Annotated in this window: 16 protein-coding genes; 8 read left to right on the forward strand and 8 right to left on the reverse strand. The window is 69.9% G+C overall.

Going from position 1 to position 15,586, the window contains the following annotated elements:
* Positions 1–4: 4 nt before the first annotated feature.
* Positions 5–907: a UTP--glucose-1-phosphate uridylyltransferase GalU gene (gene galU, locus ACFYXV_RS25270; protein ID WP_366100473.1), complete on the reverse strand. Its 903-nt coding sequence runs from the start codon at positions 905–907 to the stop codon at positions 5–7.
* A 96-nt stretch (positions 908–1,003) separates the two neighbouring features.
* Between galU and ACFYXV_RS25275 the strand changes: the two genes are divergently transcribed.
* Entirely contained in the window at positions 1,004–1,636 is a 633-nt protein-coding gene (locus ACFYXV_RS25275; RefSeq protein ID WP_389384099.1) for a 5-formyltetrahydrofolate cyclo-ligase, read from the forward strand.
* On the opposite strand, the gene ACFYXV_RS25280 is transcribed toward ACFYXV_RS25275, so the two are convergent.
* Entirely contained in the window at positions 1,626–4,484 is a 2,859-nt protein-coding gene (locus ACFYXV_RS25280) for a penicillin acylase family protein (RefSeq protein WP_389384100.1), read from the reverse strand. The two genes, ACFYXV_RS25275 and ACFYXV_RS25280, sit on opposite strands and share 11 nt — an antisense overlap.
* 289 nt (positions 4,485–4,773) lie before the next feature.
* Here ACFYXV_RS25280 and ACFYXV_RS25285 point away from each other — a divergent pair, with 289 nt between their 5' ends.
* The 7 genes from ACFYXV_RS25285 (at position 4,774) to mscL (ending at position 12,242) form a co-directional block, all read left to right on the forward strand.
* Positions 4,774–6,231, forward strand: coding sequence for a potassium/proton antiporter (locus ACFYXV_RS25285; protein ID WP_385472123.1), 1,458 nt, complete (start codon positions 4,774–4,776; stop codon positions 6,229–6,231).
* 418 nt (positions 6,232–6,649) lie between these two features.
* Positions 6,650–7,984 (forward strand): MFS transporter, encoded by a 1,335-nt coding sequence (locus ACFYXV_RS25290; protein WP_385472126.1) that lies wholly within the window; start codon positions 6,650–6,652, stop codon positions 7,982–7,984.
* Positions 7,985–8,051: 67 nt separating this feature from the next.
* A complete protein-coding gene (locus ACFYXV_RS25295; RefSeq protein ID WP_385472129.1) occupies positions 8,052–8,354 on the forward strand; it encodes an FmdB family zinc ribbon protein in 303 nt (100 codons plus the stop codon).
* 78 nt (positions 8,355–8,432) lie between these two features.
* The gene (locus tag ACFYXV_RS25300) at positions 8,433–9,266 is read left to right on the forward strand and encodes an S-methyl-5'-thioadenosine phosphorylase (protein WP_389384101.1); all 834 of its coding nucleotides are present in this window, start codon (positions 8,433–8,435) and stop codon (positions 9,264–9,266) included.
* A 76-nt stretch (positions 9,267–9,342) separates the two neighbouring features.
* A complete protein-coding gene (locus ACFYXV_RS25305) occupies positions 9,343–10,773 on the forward strand; it encodes a hypothetical protein (protein ID WP_389384102.1) in 1,431 nt (476 codons plus the stop codon).
* Between the two features lie 428 nt (positions 10,774–11,201).
* Positions 11,202–11,573 (forward strand): hypothetical protein, encoded by a 372-nt coding sequence (locus tag ACFYXV_RS25310; protein ID WP_389384103.1) that lies wholly within the window; start codon positions 11,202–11,204, stop codon positions 11,571–11,573.
* Between the two features lie 120 nt (positions 11,574–11,693).
* Complete coding sequence (mscL, locus tag ACFYXV_RS25315) at positions 11,694–12,242, forward strand: large conductance mechanosensitive channel protein MscL (RefSeq protein ID WP_385472141.1); 549 nt, start codon at positions 11,694–11,696, stop codon at positions 12,240–12,242.
* A gap of 4 nt (positions 12,243–12,246) precedes the next feature.
* Here mscL and ACFYXV_RS25320 read toward each other — a convergent pair whose 3' ends face one another.
* The 6 genes from ACFYXV_RS25320 to ACFYXV_RS25345 all read right to left on the reverse strand — a co-directional run bounded on the left by ACFYXV_RS25320 (position 12,247) and on the right by ACFYXV_RS25345 (position 15,586).
* The gene (locus ACFYXV_RS25320) at positions 12,247–12,468 is read right to left on the reverse strand and encodes a hypothetical protein (RefSeq protein WP_366100482.1); all 222 of its coding nucleotides are present in this window, start codon (positions 12,466–12,468) and stop codon (positions 12,247–12,249) included.
* A 67-nt stretch (positions 12,469–12,535) separates the two neighbouring features.
* Positions 12,536–13,714, reverse strand: a complete 1,179-nt coding sequence (locus ACFYXV_RS25325) for an MFS transporter (RefSeq protein ID WP_389384150.1) — start codon at positions 13,712–13,714, stop codon at positions 12,536–12,538.
* Positions 13,715–13,969 (reverse strand): hypothetical protein, encoded by a 255-nt coding sequence (locus ACFYXV_RS25330; protein WP_389384104.1) that lies wholly within the window; start codon positions 13,967–13,969, stop codon positions 13,715–13,717.
* 2 nt (positions 13,970–13,971) lie between these two features.
* A complete protein-coding gene (locus ACFYXV_RS25335; RefSeq protein WP_389384105.1) occupies positions 13,972–14,340 on the reverse strand; it encodes a hypothetical protein in 369 nt (122 codons plus the stop codon).
* The gene (locus ACFYXV_RS25340) at positions 14,337–14,990 is read right to left on the reverse strand and encodes a ubiquinol-cytochrome c reductase iron-sulfur subunit (protein ID WP_385472152.1); all 654 of its coding nucleotides are present in this window, start codon (positions 14,988–14,990) and stop codon (positions 14,337–14,339) included. The genes ACFYXV_RS25335 and ACFYXV_RS25340 overlap by 4 nt, the downstream gene beginning before the upstream one ends.
* Complete coding sequence (locus ACFYXV_RS25345; RefSeq protein WP_030865674.1) at positions 14,987–15,586, reverse strand: 4Fe-4S dicluster domain-containing protein; 600 nt, start codon at positions 15,584–15,586, stop codon at positions 14,987–14,989. Before ACFYXV_RS25345 ends, ACFYXV_RS25340 begins: the two co-directional genes overlap by 4 nt.

A 15,586-nucleotide genomic window follows, 5' to 3' on the forward strand; every position in this document is an offset into this window, starting at 1 on the left:
GGTCCTACATCTCCTCCGTGACGTAACGGTGAAGCCAGGTGCGGAACTCCGGGCCGAGGTCCTCCCGCTCGCAGGCGAGTCGGACGATGGCCCGCAGGTAGTCCCCGCGGTCCCCGGTGTCGTAGCGGCGGCCCCGGAAGACCACGCCGTGCACCGGGCCGCCCACGGTCTCGTCGGCGGCCAGCTTCTGCAGGCCGTCGGTGAGCTGGATCTCCCCGCCGCGGCCCGGCTCGGTCTCCCGCAGTATGTCGAAGATCGCGGGGTTGAGGACGTACCGTCCGATGACCGCGTAATTGCTGGGCGCGTCCGCCGGGTCGGGCTTCTCGACGAGGCCGGTGATCCGGACGACGTCGTCCTCGTCCGTGGCCTCGACGGCGGCGCAGCCGTACAGGTGGACGTTGGCGGGGTCGACCTCCATGAGGGCGATGACCGTGCCGCCGGTGCGGGCGTGGACGTCGGTCATCTGGCGCAGCAGCGGGTCGCGCGGGTCGATCAGGTCGTCGCCGAGGAGGACGGCGAAGGGCTCGTCGCCGACGTGCGGTTCGGCGCACAGGACGGCGTGGCCGAGGCCGCGCGGGTCGCCCTGGCGGACGTAGTGCATGGTGGCCAGGTCGCTGGACTCCTGGACCTTCTTGAGGCGGTCGTCGTCGCCCTTGGCGATGAGGGCCGACTCCAGCTCGTAGTTGCGGTCGAAGTGGTCTTCGAGGGCGCGCTTGTTACGTCCTGTGATCATGAGGACGTCGTCCAGGCCGGCCGACACGGCCTCCTCGACCACGTACTGGATGGCCGGCTTGTCCACGACCGGGAGCATTTCCTTGGGCGTCGCCTTCGTCGCCGGCAGGAAGCGGGTACCGAGACCTGCGGCCGGGATCACGGCCTTCTTGATCACAGGGTGCAACTGAGTCATGGGCAGAACGATAGTGGGTCACACAGACCGCTCCGGGCTTGTTTCCGGTAAGTAGATCCGATAATGCACCGGTTTGAAAGGAAATCAGAGTCAGCTGTGGTAGGGAACCCGCCGAACCCGTCCGAAAAGGCTCCGCTGCGCCGCGAACTGCTCGCCGCCCGCCGCGCCCTGTCCCCCGAATCCCTTCGCGCATCGGCCCTCGCGCTCTCCCGCTCCGCCCTCGAACTACCCGAACTGGCCGCTGCCCACACGGTGGCGGCGTACGTCTCGGTCGGCTCCGAGCCGGGCACCCGTGATCTGCTGGACGCCCTGCTCGCCGCGGGGAAGCGCGTACTGCTGCCCGTTCTGCTGCCCGACAACGACCTCGACTGGGCCGCGTACGAGGGTCCCGGCAGCCTCGCCGAGGCCGCGCACCCCGGGAAGATGCGGCTGCTGGAGCCGGCCGGGACCCGGCTCGGGCCGGACGCGGTCACCGGCGCCGACGCCGTACTGCTGCCCGGACTGGCCGTGGACGGGCGCGGGATGCGCCTGGGGCGCGGCGGGGGCTCGTACGACCGGGTGCTGGCGCGCCTGGCGCGCGCCGGGGCGCACCCCGCGCTGGTCGTGCTCCTCTACGACGAAGAGGTGGTCGCGCGGGTCCCGGAGGAACCGCACGACCACCCCGTTCAGGCGGTGGCCACCCCGTCGGGGGTGGTCAGATTCACGGCGCGGGGGCCGCTCACGGCTTGAGCGTGAGGGTCTCCGTGGTCGCCTTGTCCACGGCCTCCTTGCCGAAGGGCCAGTCCAGCAGCTCGCCCTTGGCCCACATCGTCGTCTGGTCCGTGTAGTTGTCGTGGTACGCGTGGCCCGAGGCGCCGGTCAGGTTGATCCAGCGCGACTTGTCCAGGTCGTTGAGGTTCACGACCATGCGCATCGACGGGACCCACGTGACCCCGTACCCGCTGGAGGCGTTCCAGCCCGTCGCGTTCACGGTGGCCTCGCCGCCGCCCAGGTTCCACGGGCCGCGGTTGAGGAGCCACTGCATGAAGCCGGGGCCGCCGGTGCCGATGGTCTGGTTCTTCAGCGTCAGCTGGTGCAGGCGGCCCCAGCTCCAGGTGGACTGGTCCTTGCCCAGCTTGGCGGTCAGCTCCCAGCGCGCGTCCTTCATGGCCCGCGCGAACAGCTGGTCGCGGGTGGCGGTCGCCGGCTGGTTGCGGGCGGCCGGCGTCTGCCACCAGGCCGACTTCTCGTCCTTGACCAGGCGGCGGACCACCTCGAACCAGCGGTCGCCGCCGTCCGGCTGCGCCGAGTCCGCGTCGCGCGCACCGCACTCGCGGACCGTCTTGGCCAGGTCGTCGACCGGACCGCTGCTCTCCTCCTGGACGTTCATGCAGCTGCCCTCGATCCGCAGCTCCTTCGGCATCTTGTCGCCGAAGGACAACTTGAGGATGTTGCGCCAGACCGCGTTGAAGTACGCGGCCGCCGCCGAGTCGGGCTCCTGGGTGTAGTTCCAGCCCTCCAGCAGCTTCTGCGCGGAGCGCACGTCCGGGTCCGAGACCTCGATCTTGGCCAGCATCGGGGTCAGCAGCGCGGCGATCTCGCTGCCGTTGTCCATCTGCATGGTGCGCATGTCATCGGTGGAGATCTTGCCGTTGTCCTTGGTCTTCGCCTCGATGAGGTCGTTGATCCGCTGGCTGCGGGCGCCGTAGCCCCAGTCGGTGGTCAGGACGTACGGGTACTTGCCCGCGCCGGTCCCGCCCTCCACGACCGCCTGGTTCGCGGTGACGATGTAGCCGCGCGCCGGGTTGTAGTCGTAGGGCATCTCGTCCTGCGGGATGTAGCCCGCGTTGCCGTCCCTGCCGCCCTTCCAGGCGTACTTGGAGTCCCAGCCCGGGGCCGGCATGCGGCCGTCGCCGGCGCCGCGGATCGGGATGCGGCCGGGGGCCTGGTAGCCGATGTTGCCGGAGGGGCCCTTGTTGTCGGCGTAGATCAGGTTCTGCGAGGGCACCTCGAAGTCGCGGGCGGCGGCGCGGAAGCCCGCGAAGTCCTTGGCCCGGTTCAGGCTGAAGACGGCGTCCATCGACTTGCCCGGGTCCAGGGCGGTCCAGCGCAGGGCGACGGCGTAGCCGTTGCCGCGGTCGGGGGCCGAGCTGGAGACGGGGGTGCGGCTGCCGACCGTGCCGAGCTCGTCGCTGCGGTCGGAGATCAGCGGGCCGTTGTTCGTGGTGCGGACGGTGATCTTCTTGCTCTTGCCGCCCGCGATCTTGATGACCTCTTCACGGGTCGTGAAGGGGACCACCTTGTTGTCGTAGACGTAGCCCTCGGGCTTGACCTGCTCCAGGTAGAGGTCGGTGACGTCGGCGCCGAGGTTCGTCATGCCCCAGGCGATGTCGGCGTTGTGGCCGATGACCACGCCGGGCATGCCGGAGAAGGTGTAGCCGGCGACGTCGTACTTGCACTGGCTGGAGACCGTGCGGCAGTGCAGGCCCATCTGGTACCAGACCGAGGGCAGCTGCGGGGACAGGTGCGGGTCGTTGGCGAGCAGCGGCTTGCCGGTGGTCGTGTACTGGCCGGAGACGACCCAGGAGTTCGAGCCGATGCCGCTGCCGTTGGGGCCGAGGATCGCCGGGACCTTGTCCAGGGTCGCGGCGAGGGAGGTCAGCGAGTTGCGCAGCCCCACCGTGGCGCCCTGGGCGGTGGTGTCGTCCGCGAGGCCGGTCGGGGTGGCGGGGGCGGCCGGAGCGCCCGGAGCCTGCGCGCCGGTCGAGGCCTGCGAGCCGGTGGTGCTGCCGCCGCCCGAGCCCTTGCCGGAGCCGGGGGAACCCGCGGCCGCGCCCTGGGGCGCGTACTTGCCGCCCTCGATCTTGCCGGCGTCGACGATCGGCTTGTTCCGGTCGAAGGGGTACGGCGGGTAGAGCTCGTCGATCTGCGCCTGCGTGAGCTTGTTCGACATCAGCGCGCGGTCGATCTCGTCCTGCATGTTGCCGCGCAGGTCCCAGGCCATCGCCTTGAGCCAGGCCACCGAGTCCACCGGCGTCCACTGCTCGGGCTGGTAGTCGTCGCTGAGCTTGAGGGTGGCGTGCTCGACGGAGAGGTCCTTGCCGGACTTCCCCTTCAGGTACGCGTTGACCCCGTCGGCGTAGGCCTGGAGGTACTTCTTCGTCTCGGGCGACAGCTTCTTGTCGTACTCCTCCTGCGCGACCTGGCGCCAGCCGAGCGTGCGCAGGAAGGCGTCGGTCTCGACCTGGTCGGCGCCGAACATCTCGGAGAGCCGGCCGGAGGTCATGTGGCGTCGGACGTCCATCTCCCAGAAGCGGTCCTGGGCGTGGACGAAGCCCTGCGCGCGGAAGAGGTCGTCGTCGTTGTCGGCGTAGAGCTGGGGAATGCCGTGGGAGTCGCGCTTGACCTCGACGGTCCCGGTCAGGCCGGGAACCTTGAGGGTGCCGGTGGCCTGGGGGAACGAGGCGCGGACGTTGTCCATGCTCCAGTACGTCCCGTACCCGAAGCCCGACAGGAGCGCCAGGACCAGCACGAGCACGATCAGACGGGCGCGTCGTCCCCTCTTCTTGACGGGAGGAGCGGTTTCGTTGGCGGGCATCGCTGTCCTTAGAGGGGCAGGGTGGTCCTGGGAGTGCTGGGAGCAACCATAGGCGCAGCACCGGGTCCGTTGATCCGCCAGGGGTCGAGGTGACGAGGACAGGGCCTGACAGGCGTTTCACAATGTGGGTATCGCGTAAAGGGCGCGTCAAATATTAGGTAAGGTAACGAAGTACCTGCCGATCTTGCCGGACTTGTGGCCTGGAGGAACGTTCCGCCGGGCGACTTGAAGAAAGGGCCGCCCGCTGACCGTCCACACGCTCAATGAGCTCCTGCTGGTCTGCTCGCTCGTGCTGCTCGTCGCCGTCGCGGCGGTGCGCCTCTCTTCACGCAGCGGCCTCCCCAGCCTGCTCATCTACCTCGGCATAGGCATAGCGATAGGCCAGGACGGCATAGGCAACGTCGTTTTCGACAATGCCGAGCTGACCCAGGTCATCGGCTACGCCGCGCTCGTCGTGATCCTCGCCGAGGGCGGTCTGGGCACCAAGTGGAAACAGATCAGACCGGCGCTGCCGGCCGCGATCGTGCTGTCGCTCGTCGGCGTCGCGATCAGCGTCGGCGTCACGGCCGCGGGCGCGCACTACCTGGTCGGGCTGGACTGGCGGCAGGCCCTGCTGATCGGCGCGGTCGTCTCCTCGACCGACGCCGCGGCCGTCTTCTCCGTACTGCGCAAGGTCCCGCTGCCCTCCCGGATCACGGGTGTGCTGGAGGCGGAGTCGGGCTTCAACGACGCTCCCGTCGTCATCCTGGTCGTCGCCTTCGCGACGGTGGGCCCGGTGGACCAGTGGTACGTCCTGATCGGCAAGATCGCCCTGGAGCTGCTGATCGGCGTCGCGATCGGGCTGTCGGTGGGCTTCCTGGGGGCGTACGGCCTGCGGCACGTGGCACTGCCCGCCTCCGGCCTCTACCCGATCGCCGTCATGGCGATCGCGGTGTCGGCGTACGCGGCCGGCGCCATCGCGCACGGCTCCGGCTTCCTCGCCGTCTACCTGGCCGCGATGGTGCTCGGGAACGCGAAGCTGCCGCACTGGCCGGCGACCCGGGGGTTCGCGGACGGGCTCGGCTGGATCGCCCAGATCGGCATGTTCGTCCTGCTCGGGCTCCTGGTCACCCCGCACGAGCTGGTGAACGACTTCTGGCCCGCCGTGGTCATCGGCCTGGTGCTGACGATGGTGGCGCGCCCGCTGGAGGTCTTCCTCAGCCTGCTGCCCTTCCGGATCCCCTGGCAGGAGCAGGCCCTGATGTCGTGGGCGGGGCTGCGCGGCGCCGTGCCCATCATCTTGGCGACCATCCCGATGGTGACCGGGATCGAGGGAAGCGACCGCGTCTTCAACATCGTCTTCGTGCTGGTCGTCGTCTACACCCTGGTCCAGGGGCCGACCCTGCCCTGGCTGGCTCGCAAGCTGGAACTCGGCGCGGGCGACGAGGGAGCCGCCGACCTGGGGATCGAGTCGGCACCACTGGAGAAGCTGCGCGGGCACCTGCTGTCCTTCGCCATCCCCGAGGCCTCGCGGATGCACGGCGTCGAGGTGAGCGAGCTGCGGTTGCCGCCGGGGGCCTCGGTGACGCTGGTGGTCCGGGACGCGAAGAGCTTCGTACCGCTGCCGTCGACCGTGCTGCGGCGCGGGGACGAGCTGCTGGTGGTGGCGACGGATCCGGTACGGGACGCGGCGGAGGCCCGGCTGCGGGCGGTGGCGCGGGGCGGCAAGCTGGCCGGATGGCTGGGGACGGGCGCGAACGGGGGCTGAACGGGGGCCGGGCGGGGCCGCGGGCCCCCGGACCTGACTTCAACAGAGCGTTAGAGTGTCGTTCTAATTCTGTGTTTTCGGGGTTTGCGGGCGGTTTCACCCCGCTTTCATGGGCCCCGGAATGCGAACTTCCAGTTAATCGCAGGTGAAGACATCGCATGTCACCGGAATCACAGGACACACACCGGGTCTGCCTGTACGATAAAGGCACACCACATCGAACCAACTCTGCCTGACGCAGAGCTGGCGCGACCGCAAAGCGGCCGTGGCTCCCTCCCGCAGTGGGCGCCCAGGTATCACTCGGTTCTGCGCAAGAGGACAGCTCTCGGGGCTCCCACATGTACGGGTGCGGTCGCTCACGAGGCGGCTCACCGTCCGCAGACGGGGACGCTCTACCAGGCAGCGGAAAGGCCAGGCCGTGACATCCGCGGTCACGACCGACAAGTCCGCCCGCCCCGGTTACGGGCAGCTCCTGCGCACGCCCGGCGCCATCGGCTTCGTTCTCCCGGGATTCGCCGCCCGGCTCCCCTTCGGAATGCTGACCATCAGCATCCTGCTGCTCGTCCAGCACACCAGCGGTTCCTACGGCAGCGCCGGCATCGTCGCCGCCGTCACCGGCGTCTCGATGGCGCTGTCCGCCCCGGTGATGGGCAAGCTCACCGACCGCCGCGGCCAGAGCGCCGTCCTGGTCCCCGTCGTCCTCATGCACTCCGCAGCCGTCTCCACCCTCGTGGCGCTCGCGCTGCTGGGCGCTCCCGTGTGGGCGCTGGCCCTGGCGGCCGTCCCCGCCGGCGCCTCCGTCCCGCAGGTCGGACCGATGGTCCGGGCCCGCTGGGCCGCCAAGCTGGAAGGCTCCCCGCTGCTGCCGACGGCCGCCGCGTTCGAGTCCGTCACCGACGAGTTCACCTTCGTCGTCGGCCCGGTGCTGGCCACCGCCCTGTGCACCGGCGTCCACCCGGCCGCCGGCCTGATCACCGAGGCCGTGCTGACGCTGGCCGGCGGTCTGGTCTTCGCGGCGCAGCGCGCCACCCAGCCGAAGCTCCACACCGTGGCGGCCGGGAACGAGAAGCACGCCTCCGCGCTGTCCTTCCCGGGCCTGCGCGTCCTGATCGTGGCCTTCCTCGGCATCGGCGCCGTCTTCGGCGGCATGCAGGTCTCGCTCGCCGCCTTCTCCAACGAGATCGGCAACCCGGGCGCCAACGGCCTGCTGTACGGCGTCTTCGCGGCCGGCAACATGACCGCGGGCATCGCCTGCGGCGCCATCGCCTGGAAGATCGGCCCGCGCCGCCGGCTGCTGCTCGGCTACGCCGGCCTCACCGTGGCCGCCTCGGTCCTGTGGACCGCGCACTCCATGATCCTGCTGGGCGCGCTCGGCCTGGTCGTCGGCCTGTGCATCGCTCCGGCCCTGATCACCGGCTACACGATGGTCGAATCCCTGATCCCGGCGAACGCCCGGACCGAGGCCTTCACCTGGCTCACCGGCGCCGTCGCCTTCGGTCAGGCCACCGCCGTGACCCTGGCCGGCCGCCTGACGGACGCGCACGGGTCCTCGTACGGCTTCCTGGTGCCCATGGCGGGCACCGTGCTGGCCCTCGCCACCCTGCTGGCGCTGCGCTCCAGCCTGGCCCCGAAGGCGCCGAGCCGGATCATCAGCTCGTCGGCGGGAACGCCCGCCACCGGTGCTCCCGAGGTCCCTGCCGCGCGGGTGAACGAGCGTGGTGTCGGTCACCGCGTGCCGGTGACGGTGGACTGATCGGCCGGAATACGTCACCATGGAACGTCGTTAGCACTCATTGAGTCAGAGTGCCAGGAGGAAATTCGTGCCGACCTACCAGTACCAGTGCACCGAGTGCGGTGAGGGCCTTGAGGCCGTGCAGAAGTTCACCGATGACGCACTGACCGAGTGCCCGAACTGCCACGGACGCCTGAAGAAGGTGTTCTCCGCGGTCGGCATCGTCTTCAAGGGATCCGGTTTCTACCGGAACGACAGCCGCGGCGCCTCGTCGAGCAGCACGCCTGCCTCCTCGAAGCCGTCCACGCCTGCCGCCGCCCCGGCCGCTTCGTCGACGTCCTCGTCGTCTTCTTCGTCGAGCACGAGCAGCAGCTCGACGTCGGCCGCCTGATCTCCCGTCTCTGATGCGCGAGGCCCCGCAGCCCTTCCGGGCGGCGGGGCCTCGCGCATGCCCGGTTAGGGTGGCGGCATGGCTAACGCAGAGATCGGTGTCATCGGCGGCTCGGGCTTCTACTCCTTCCTGGACGACGTCTCCGAGGTCCGGGTGGACACCCCGTACGGGCCCCCGAGCGACTCCCTCTTCCTCGGTGAGCTGGCCGGGCGCCAGGTAGCGTTCCTCCCCCGCCACGGCCGCAGCCACAAGGTCCCGCCCCACAAGATCAACTACCGGGCGAACCTGTGGGCGCTGCGCTCGGTGGGCGTCCGCCAGGTGCTCGGCCCGTGCGCGGTCGGCGGCCTGCGCACGGAGTACGGCCCGGGCACCCTGCTCGTTCCCGACCAGCTGGTCGACCGTACGAAGTCCCGCGCCCAGACCTTCTTCGACGGCGAGCCGCTGCCCGACGGCACGGTGCCGAACGTCGTGCACACCACCTTCGCCGACCCGTACTGCCCGGTCGGCCGCTCGGTGGCGCTGGCGGCGGCGCGCGGCCGCGCGTGGGAGCCGGTGGACGGCGGCACGATGGTCGTCGTCGAGGGCCCCCGCTTCTCGACGCGCGCCGAGTCGAAGTGGCACGCGGCGATGGGCTGGTCGGTCGTCGGCATGACGGGCCACCCGGAGGCGGTCCTCGCCCGCGAGCTGGGCCTCTGCTACACGTCGATGGCGCTGGTCACGGACCTGGACGCGGGTGCGGAGACGGGTGAGGGCGTGTCCCACACGGAGGTCCTGAAGGTGTTCGGCGAGAACGTCGGCCGCCTGCGCGAGGTCCTCTTCGACGCGGTCTCCGCCCTCCCCCCGACGGACTCCCGCGCCTGCCTGTGCACCCACGCCCACGACGGCTGGGACCTCGGCATCGAACTGCCGTAACCCGCCTCCGCACCCCGGCAGGGCGCCTGGAGCAATCCGGGGTGCGGCCTGGGGGCCCTGCCACGACCCTGGCTCCATGGGCAAGCATCCCAAGGTGGTGGTCAAGCCTCCCGACAGCCGCGGTCTGCGCGAGGTCACCGTCGGCGGCATCCCGGTTGGCGCCGCATGGTCCCTGCGCGACCTCCGCAGGATCCTGCGGCGTGCCGGCTTCCCGCATGATGTGGATCTGAACGATCCGTCCATCGTCCGCTGGCGCGAGGCGGGCAGCACGACTTGGCCGCATCGGCCCCGGCGGCTCGTCACGCTCGTGGTGATGGTGGCGGGATTTCTGGGTTCCATGGCCCTGTTCGCCTACATCGGCCTGGACGACGCGTTCAATGCGTTGACCTTCGCGGGACGTGTCACGGGGGCTTTGTTTGTCGCCGCAGGGGCGGTCGAGGGGGCGGCTGCACTCGCGGCCTTGGACTACTGGGCCAAACGCAAGGGGAGGTACTCGGGGGCGGTGAGCCTCGGAGGTTCACTCATCGCGCTGGCGGTCAGCAGCCTGCTCGTCTTCGTCTGGCACGATGAAATGGAGTTCCCGCCTCTTGTGCCGATGATCTTCGCAGTCTGGGTCTGGGCCGCCTGGACCACCGCACTCCTTCACAAGCAGAGAGCCTGGCACGAGATCCCCTCTCCGAAGGGCGTGGCTATCGGAGTGGCCTTGACCGTTGCCTTCACCGGCGCGAACTTTGTCTACTCGGCCATGTACCAGCCCAGCGCCATGCAGCCCTTCATCACCACTGAAGTAAAGTTCGGAGTATCGAAAATCGAGGGGTCGACCATTCACCTTCCGGTGGACTTCCGGGTAAGGAACAGCGGGAAAGTGCCGGTCTACGTACTCGAAACGATCTTCTGGGTCCGGGGTGAGACAGCCGAGTTCACCCAGACGGAACGCCCTCCGGAAAAGCGGAAGACGGACGCATGGCAGAGTCGCGACACGGACCTCTACCGCACACCCCCAGAATCGAAACTGATCAGTACCGGATGGTGGGTTGCTCCGGGCTCCTGGCTTGAGCCCGGGGCCGAGTTCAGCACGGTGAAGATCGCCCAGATGCCGCGCAGCGCCCACTTCGATCTCGTGCGGGCCAACGCGAATGCCCTGATTCTTCGCCGAGACCGCGCGGCTATGTCCACAGGAGAATTCGCAGCCAGCCGCTCGCTCTCTTTCACCAACGACCAGTACGGCATCGAAGGCTGCCCCGAGCAATGCAACACAACCGCTACACACTTCGCGGAGGTACGCCACAATAACACCATCACAAATGTGACGAGGGAGCCTCGTTACGTGACTTCCTGGATGACGGTAAACAGGGACGGCATCAATTCGAGCATCGGTGCGGGCATCGGCGCGCGCAACCAGCCGGCGGATGAGGGCGAACGATACGGCCTCACTTACCAGCAGTCCGTGGACGTCGCGACACCTTTCGCCGCACTGAGCAACCCTTCGCTCTCGCCGAGTCACTGAACACCAAACCCGAGCCGGCGATGAGCGCCCCGTCTCGCGGAGACGCGGACCACCACATCACCCGACAAGGACGGTCCGGGAGCTGGTTGGCCGGCTCACTCCTGTGGGTGACGGAGTTGTCCACAGGCTGGGGATTGTCCACAGGGGCGAGCGGGAGTGGGCGGGGCGGCGGATCGTGAGGGGTGTCCGGGCGGCGGGTCCGGGCGTCGGAACTCGATTCGCCGGTGGTGACCGTCATGTCCAAGTCCTCGTGCTTCTCCTCCTCTTCCTCTTCCTCTTCCTCTTCTTCCTCCTCTTCCTCCTCTTCCGCCTCTTCCACGTGTCCCCCCGCGCGGCCCGTGCCCCCGTTTCCCCCGCTTCGCGTCGGGCGGGGCGGGGACCGGCTGCGCCGGGCCGTACGGCGTCGGCGGCGGGCCGCTTCGGCCGGCTTGGCCGTACTGGCGGCCGCGCTGGCGGTGGTGGGCGGGACGGAGGCGGCCCAGGCCTCGCGGGGCGCGGCTCCGCCACCCGAGGTGAAACCCCCGCCGGCGGCGGTGCGGTGGGTGTCTGCGCCGGTGCGCATCGCGGACGCCGCGACGGTGCGGCTGTTGCGGCCCGGGGACCGGGTGGACGTGGTCGCGGCGGAGCGCGCGGGCCCGCCGAGGGTGGTGGCCGCCGGAGCGCGCGTGGCCGAAGTGCCCGCTCCGGAGCAGGGCGTTGGGGACGCCGGGGCGCTGGTCGTCCTGTCGGTGCCCCGGGACACCGCGCGGGCTCTCGTGGGGGCGGGCGCCGTGGCACGGCTGGCGGTGACACTGTGCTGAATCGGACGTGCGTGCAGTCAAGTCACTACAAGACGGGCACCGATTGGACACGCCGGGCCCGGACTGCCGTAGCTTTCGGAACCGTTGGCTCCATGTTCGGCGGATTCGAAGAGAGGCTCAGTGGTGAGCGAGAAGAAGAAGGAAGGCGTCCTGGCAGGCTTCAAGGCCTTCCTGATGCGCGGCAACGTGGTCGACCTGGCGGTGGCGGTCGTCATCGGCGCCGCGTTCACGAACATCGTGAACTCGGTCGTGAAGGGGATCATCAGCCCGCTGGTCGGCGCCGTGGGGACGAAGAGTCTGGACGGCTACACGTCCTGCCTGAAGGGCCCCTGCGGTGTCGATGCGAAGGGGGATGCCATCGGCGTGAACATCCTCTGGGGTTCGGTGCTGAACGCCGCGCTGACCTTCCTGATCACGGCCGCGGTCGTCTACTTCCTGATGGTGCTGCCGATGGCGAAGTACCTGGCCCGGATGGAGCAGCGCCGCCGGGCCAAGGAAGGCGTTCAGGAGACCATGGAGATCACCGAGCTGGTGGTCCTCAAGGAGATCCGGGACGAGCTCATCGCCCAGCGCGGCCAGAACGGCCAGGGCGGCCAAGGTGGCCAGGGCGGTTACGGCGGCCAAGGTGGCCAGGGCGGCCAGTACGGTCACCCCGGCCAGGGCTACTAGCGGGTCAGACGTGGTGCGGCGGCTTCTCGTCGAGGAAGCGGGCCAGGTCGGCAGCGCTCCCGGCGGAGGCCGGCCGCTCGCCCCACCCGCGGTCGGTGTCGTCCGAGGACTGCTGGTCCAGCGGGTCGTCGAAGACGAGCCGGGGCTTGGGGCGCGGCGCGGGCGCGGCCTCGGGCCGGGGCTCGGGCTGCGGGGACTGCGGGTCGGAAGCGGGGGCGCTGCTCATGCCTCCAGGGTACGGCCGCCCCCGCCCCGGCCTCCGGCCCCGATCCCGCCCCGATCCGGGCTCGGGGTCAGCTGGGGGCCTCGGCACCCGGGCGGGCGTAGAACCACCAGCACACGGCCAGGCAGGTGGCGTAGAAGCCGATGAAGAGCCACAGCGCGTTCGTGACGGCCATGGCGGCGAACATCGCGGGGATGAAGAAGAACCCGTAGGCGGCGATGGCGGAGGAGAAGCCCGTGACGGCGCCGGCCTCCATCTCCGACTGCTTCAGCGCCGCGGCCTGCGCCTCGGGCCCCTTGCCCTCCGCCTCCCGCATGTGCTGGTCCCGGAAGATCACCGGGATCTGCCGGAAGGTCGATCCGTTGCCCAGCCCGGAGAAGGCGAAGGCGGCGAGGAAGCCGATGAAGAACGCCCAGAAGCTGCCCTGGTCGCCACCCGAGGGCAGCGCGAAGATCACCACGACCAGAGCCGCGGCCATACCGACGAACGAGAGCATCGTGACCCTGGCGCCGCCGATCTTGTCGGAGAGCCAGCCGCCGGCCCAGCGCATGAGCGCGCCGATGAACGGGCCGATCCAGGCATAGGTGGTCGCCTGGTAGCCCTGCCCCTCGAAGTTGTTCTTGATCAGCAGGGGCAGGCCGGCCGCGAACCCGATGAAGGAGCCGAAGGTGCCGACGTAGAGCCAGGTCATCAGCCAGTTGTGCTTGCGCTTGAAGATGATCTTCTGCTGGCTGAAGGGGGCCGAGGCCACCCGGAGGTCGTTCATCAGGAACCAGGCGAGCAGCGCCATGATCACCAGCAGCGGCACCCAGAGGAACGCGCCGTTCTGGAGCCAGATGTCGGTGTTCCCCTTCGCGTCGTGCTGCGGACCGCCCGCGGGCGCGCCCAGTACCGCGGCGGTGACCACCAGCGGGGCGACGAGCTGGACCACGCTCACGCCGAGGTTGCCGAGGCCTCCGTTGAGGCCGTTGGCGCTGCCCTTCTCCCGCTTGGGGAAGAAGAAGCCGATGTTCGCCATCGAGGAGGCGAAGTTCGCGCCGCCGATCCCGCAGACGGCAGCGATCAGCGCCAGCTCCCAGTACGGAGTGCCGGTGTCCTGGAGCGCGAAGCCCAGCCACAGCATCGGCCCGACCAGGATGATCGTGCTGAACGCGGTGAACTTCCGCTCGCCGAAGATCGGCCCGATGAAGGTGTACAGGATCCTGAAGGTGCCGCCGGTGATGCCGGGGATGGCCGTCAGCCAGAACAGCTACGACTTCGAGAAGCCGAAACCGACGTCGTTCAGCTTGACCACGGTGACCGACCAGACCTGCCAGACCACGAAGCCGAGCATCAGCGCCGGGATCGAGACCCAGAGGTTGCGCTGGGCGACGGTACGGCCGGTGGACTGCCAGAACCCTTCGTCCTCGGGCCGCCAGTCGCCGATGGTGGCGCCCGGCTTGTAGGTCTCGCGGCGGTGCGGGCGCACCGGGGACGGGGTGGGGGTGGGGGTGGGTATGGACATGGTCATCGGTCCTTCGGGTCGAGGAGCCACAGTCCGAGCACGACGAGGAAGGACAGGACCAGGAATCCCGCGCCCCACCAGGCCGTGGCGGTGTTGCCTTCCATCCACTCGTTGACGGTCACCGTCAGCGCCCAGAGCTGGCCGATCACGACCGTGAGGGCCAGGGCCAGGCGGGCGTTGAGCTTCGAGGAGCGCTCCGGCTCCTGTTCGGATCCGGCGCCCGGACCGGGGCCCGTGTGCCGGATCCGCGGGTCTCCGTAGCCGCTGGTGGGGCGGATCTGCGGATACCGCTCGTGCACCGGACGGTTCAGCCGGGGCTGGGCACTGCCCGGTTGGTAGTCCGGGCGCGGAGGCAGGGCGCCGTTGCTCATGTACGCCTGCTCTCGGTGGCGCGGTCCGCACCGGGGCAGCCGAGCCGGCGGGCCGTGTCGGGCCGGTCCTCGCCGAACTGCCGGCACAGGGCCTCCCTCGCCGACTCTCCCGACCGGGCGGTCGCGACGGCCCAGACGCTGCCGTCGATCTCCTCGGTCAGGAAGATCCTGGGGAGCGGGCGCGGCGGCGGGCCCGCGGTGACCTCGCCGGTGCGGGCGTCGAAGACGCCCTCGTGGCAGGGGCAGTACAACTCCCCGTCGGCGCCCCGGTCCTCGCGCCACAGCACGGCGCAGGCCAGGTGGGTGCAGACGGCGGAGTAACCGACGAGGGAGCCGTCCGACAGCCGTACGGCCAGGGCCCGGTCCTCGTCCCCCGGGAAGCGGAAGGCGACGGACTCTCCCGGCGCCAGCCGGTCGGCGACCTTCTTGGTCCGGGGCAGGCTCTCGCTGTCACCGTGCCGGTGCAGGATGCCGGAGGCGACGCCCACACCGCCGATGGCGAGGCCGCCCGAGACGGTGGCCACGATCCGCAGGTAGTCGCGGCGGGTGGTGAGGGAGTCGGCGCTGATCCGGTCGCGCAGCCGCTCGGCGGCGTCCTCTCCCGCGAGTTCCGGTCCCGTGGCGGGCGGGGGCGGTTCGGTCAGGCTCATCGGACATCCACTCCGTTGATCTCGACGACGGGCAGGCCGCCGGGGACGGGCCACTGGACCTTGTCGGCGGGGACGACCATCGCGACGCCCGTGCTGACCATCACGTCGCCGAAGGCGAAGGAGTCGGCGACCTGGACGCCGGGGCGTTCGGCCTGGAGCTCTTCGAGGGTTCCGTAGAAGAGGGCCCCGGTCGGGCAGACGGTGGCGCACATCGGGGCCAGGCCGTAGGCGGTGCGGTCGTAGCAGAGGTTGCACTTCATCTGGAGCTTCGCCTGGAGGTCGATCTTCGGGACGCCGAAGGGGCAGGCGTTGACGCAGTTGGCGCAGCCGATGCAGCGGGTGGTGTCGGCCTGTTGGACCACGCCGTCGGCGGTCACCAGGATCGCGTCGGCGGGGCAGACCTCGGCGCAGGGGGCGACCGGGTCCTCGCAGTGCATGCAGACGGTCGGAAGGGAGGCGACGGACATGCCGGGTTCGGTGTAGTCCAGGTGGATCATCGATTTGCCGCGGTGGGAGTCGCATTCGCGGCAGGCGGAGACACAGGCCTGGCAGCCGATGCAGCGCCCCGGGTCGATGAAGATCGTGCGGCCCATCAT

The organism is Streptomyces sp. NPDC002181 (assembly GCF_042890485.1).
Classification (GTDB): Bacteria; Actinomycetota; Actinomycetes; order Streptomycetales; family Streptomycetaceae; genus Streptomyces.

Bases quoted from the DNA above. Each gene is read 5' to 3' on its own strand.
- ACFYXV_RS25335 (WP_389384105.1), bottom strand. From the start codon at position 14,340: ATGAGCAACGGCGCCCTGCCTCCGCGCCCGGACTACCAACCGGGCAGT.
- ACFYXV_RS25340 (WP_385472152.1), bottom strand. From the start codon at position 14,990: ATGAGCCTGACCGAACCGCCCCCGCCCGCCACGGGACCGGAACTCGCG.
- galU (WP_366100473.1), bottom strand. From the start codon at position 907: ATGACTCAGTTGCACCCTGTGATCAAGAAGGCCGTGATCCCGGCCGCA.
- ACFYXV_RS25305 (WP_389384102.1), top strand. From the start codon at position 9,343: ATGGGCAAGCATCCCAAGGTGGTGGTCAAGCCTCCCGACAGCCGCGGT.
- ACFYXV_RS25345 (WP_030865674.1), bottom strand. From the start codon at position 15,586: ATGATGGGCCGCACGATCTTCATCGACCCGGGGCGCTGCATCGGCTGC.
- ACFYXV_RS25300 (WP_389384101.1), top strand. From the start codon at position 8,433: ATGGCTAACGCAGAGATCGGTGTCATCGGCGGCTCGGGCTTCTACTCC.
- ACFYXV_RS25280 (WP_389384100.1), bottom strand. From the start codon at position 4,484: ATGCCCGCCAACGAAACCGCTCCTCCCGTCAAGAAGAGGGGACGACGC.
- ACFYXV_RS25320 (WP_366100482.1), bottom strand. From the start codon at position 12,468: ATGAGCAGCGCCCCCGCTTCCGACCCGCAGTCCCCGCAGCCCGAGCCC.
- ACFYXV_RS25330 (WP_389384104.1), bottom strand. From the start codon at position 13,969: ATGTCCATACCCACCCCCACCCCCACCCCGTCCCCGGTGCGCCCGCAC.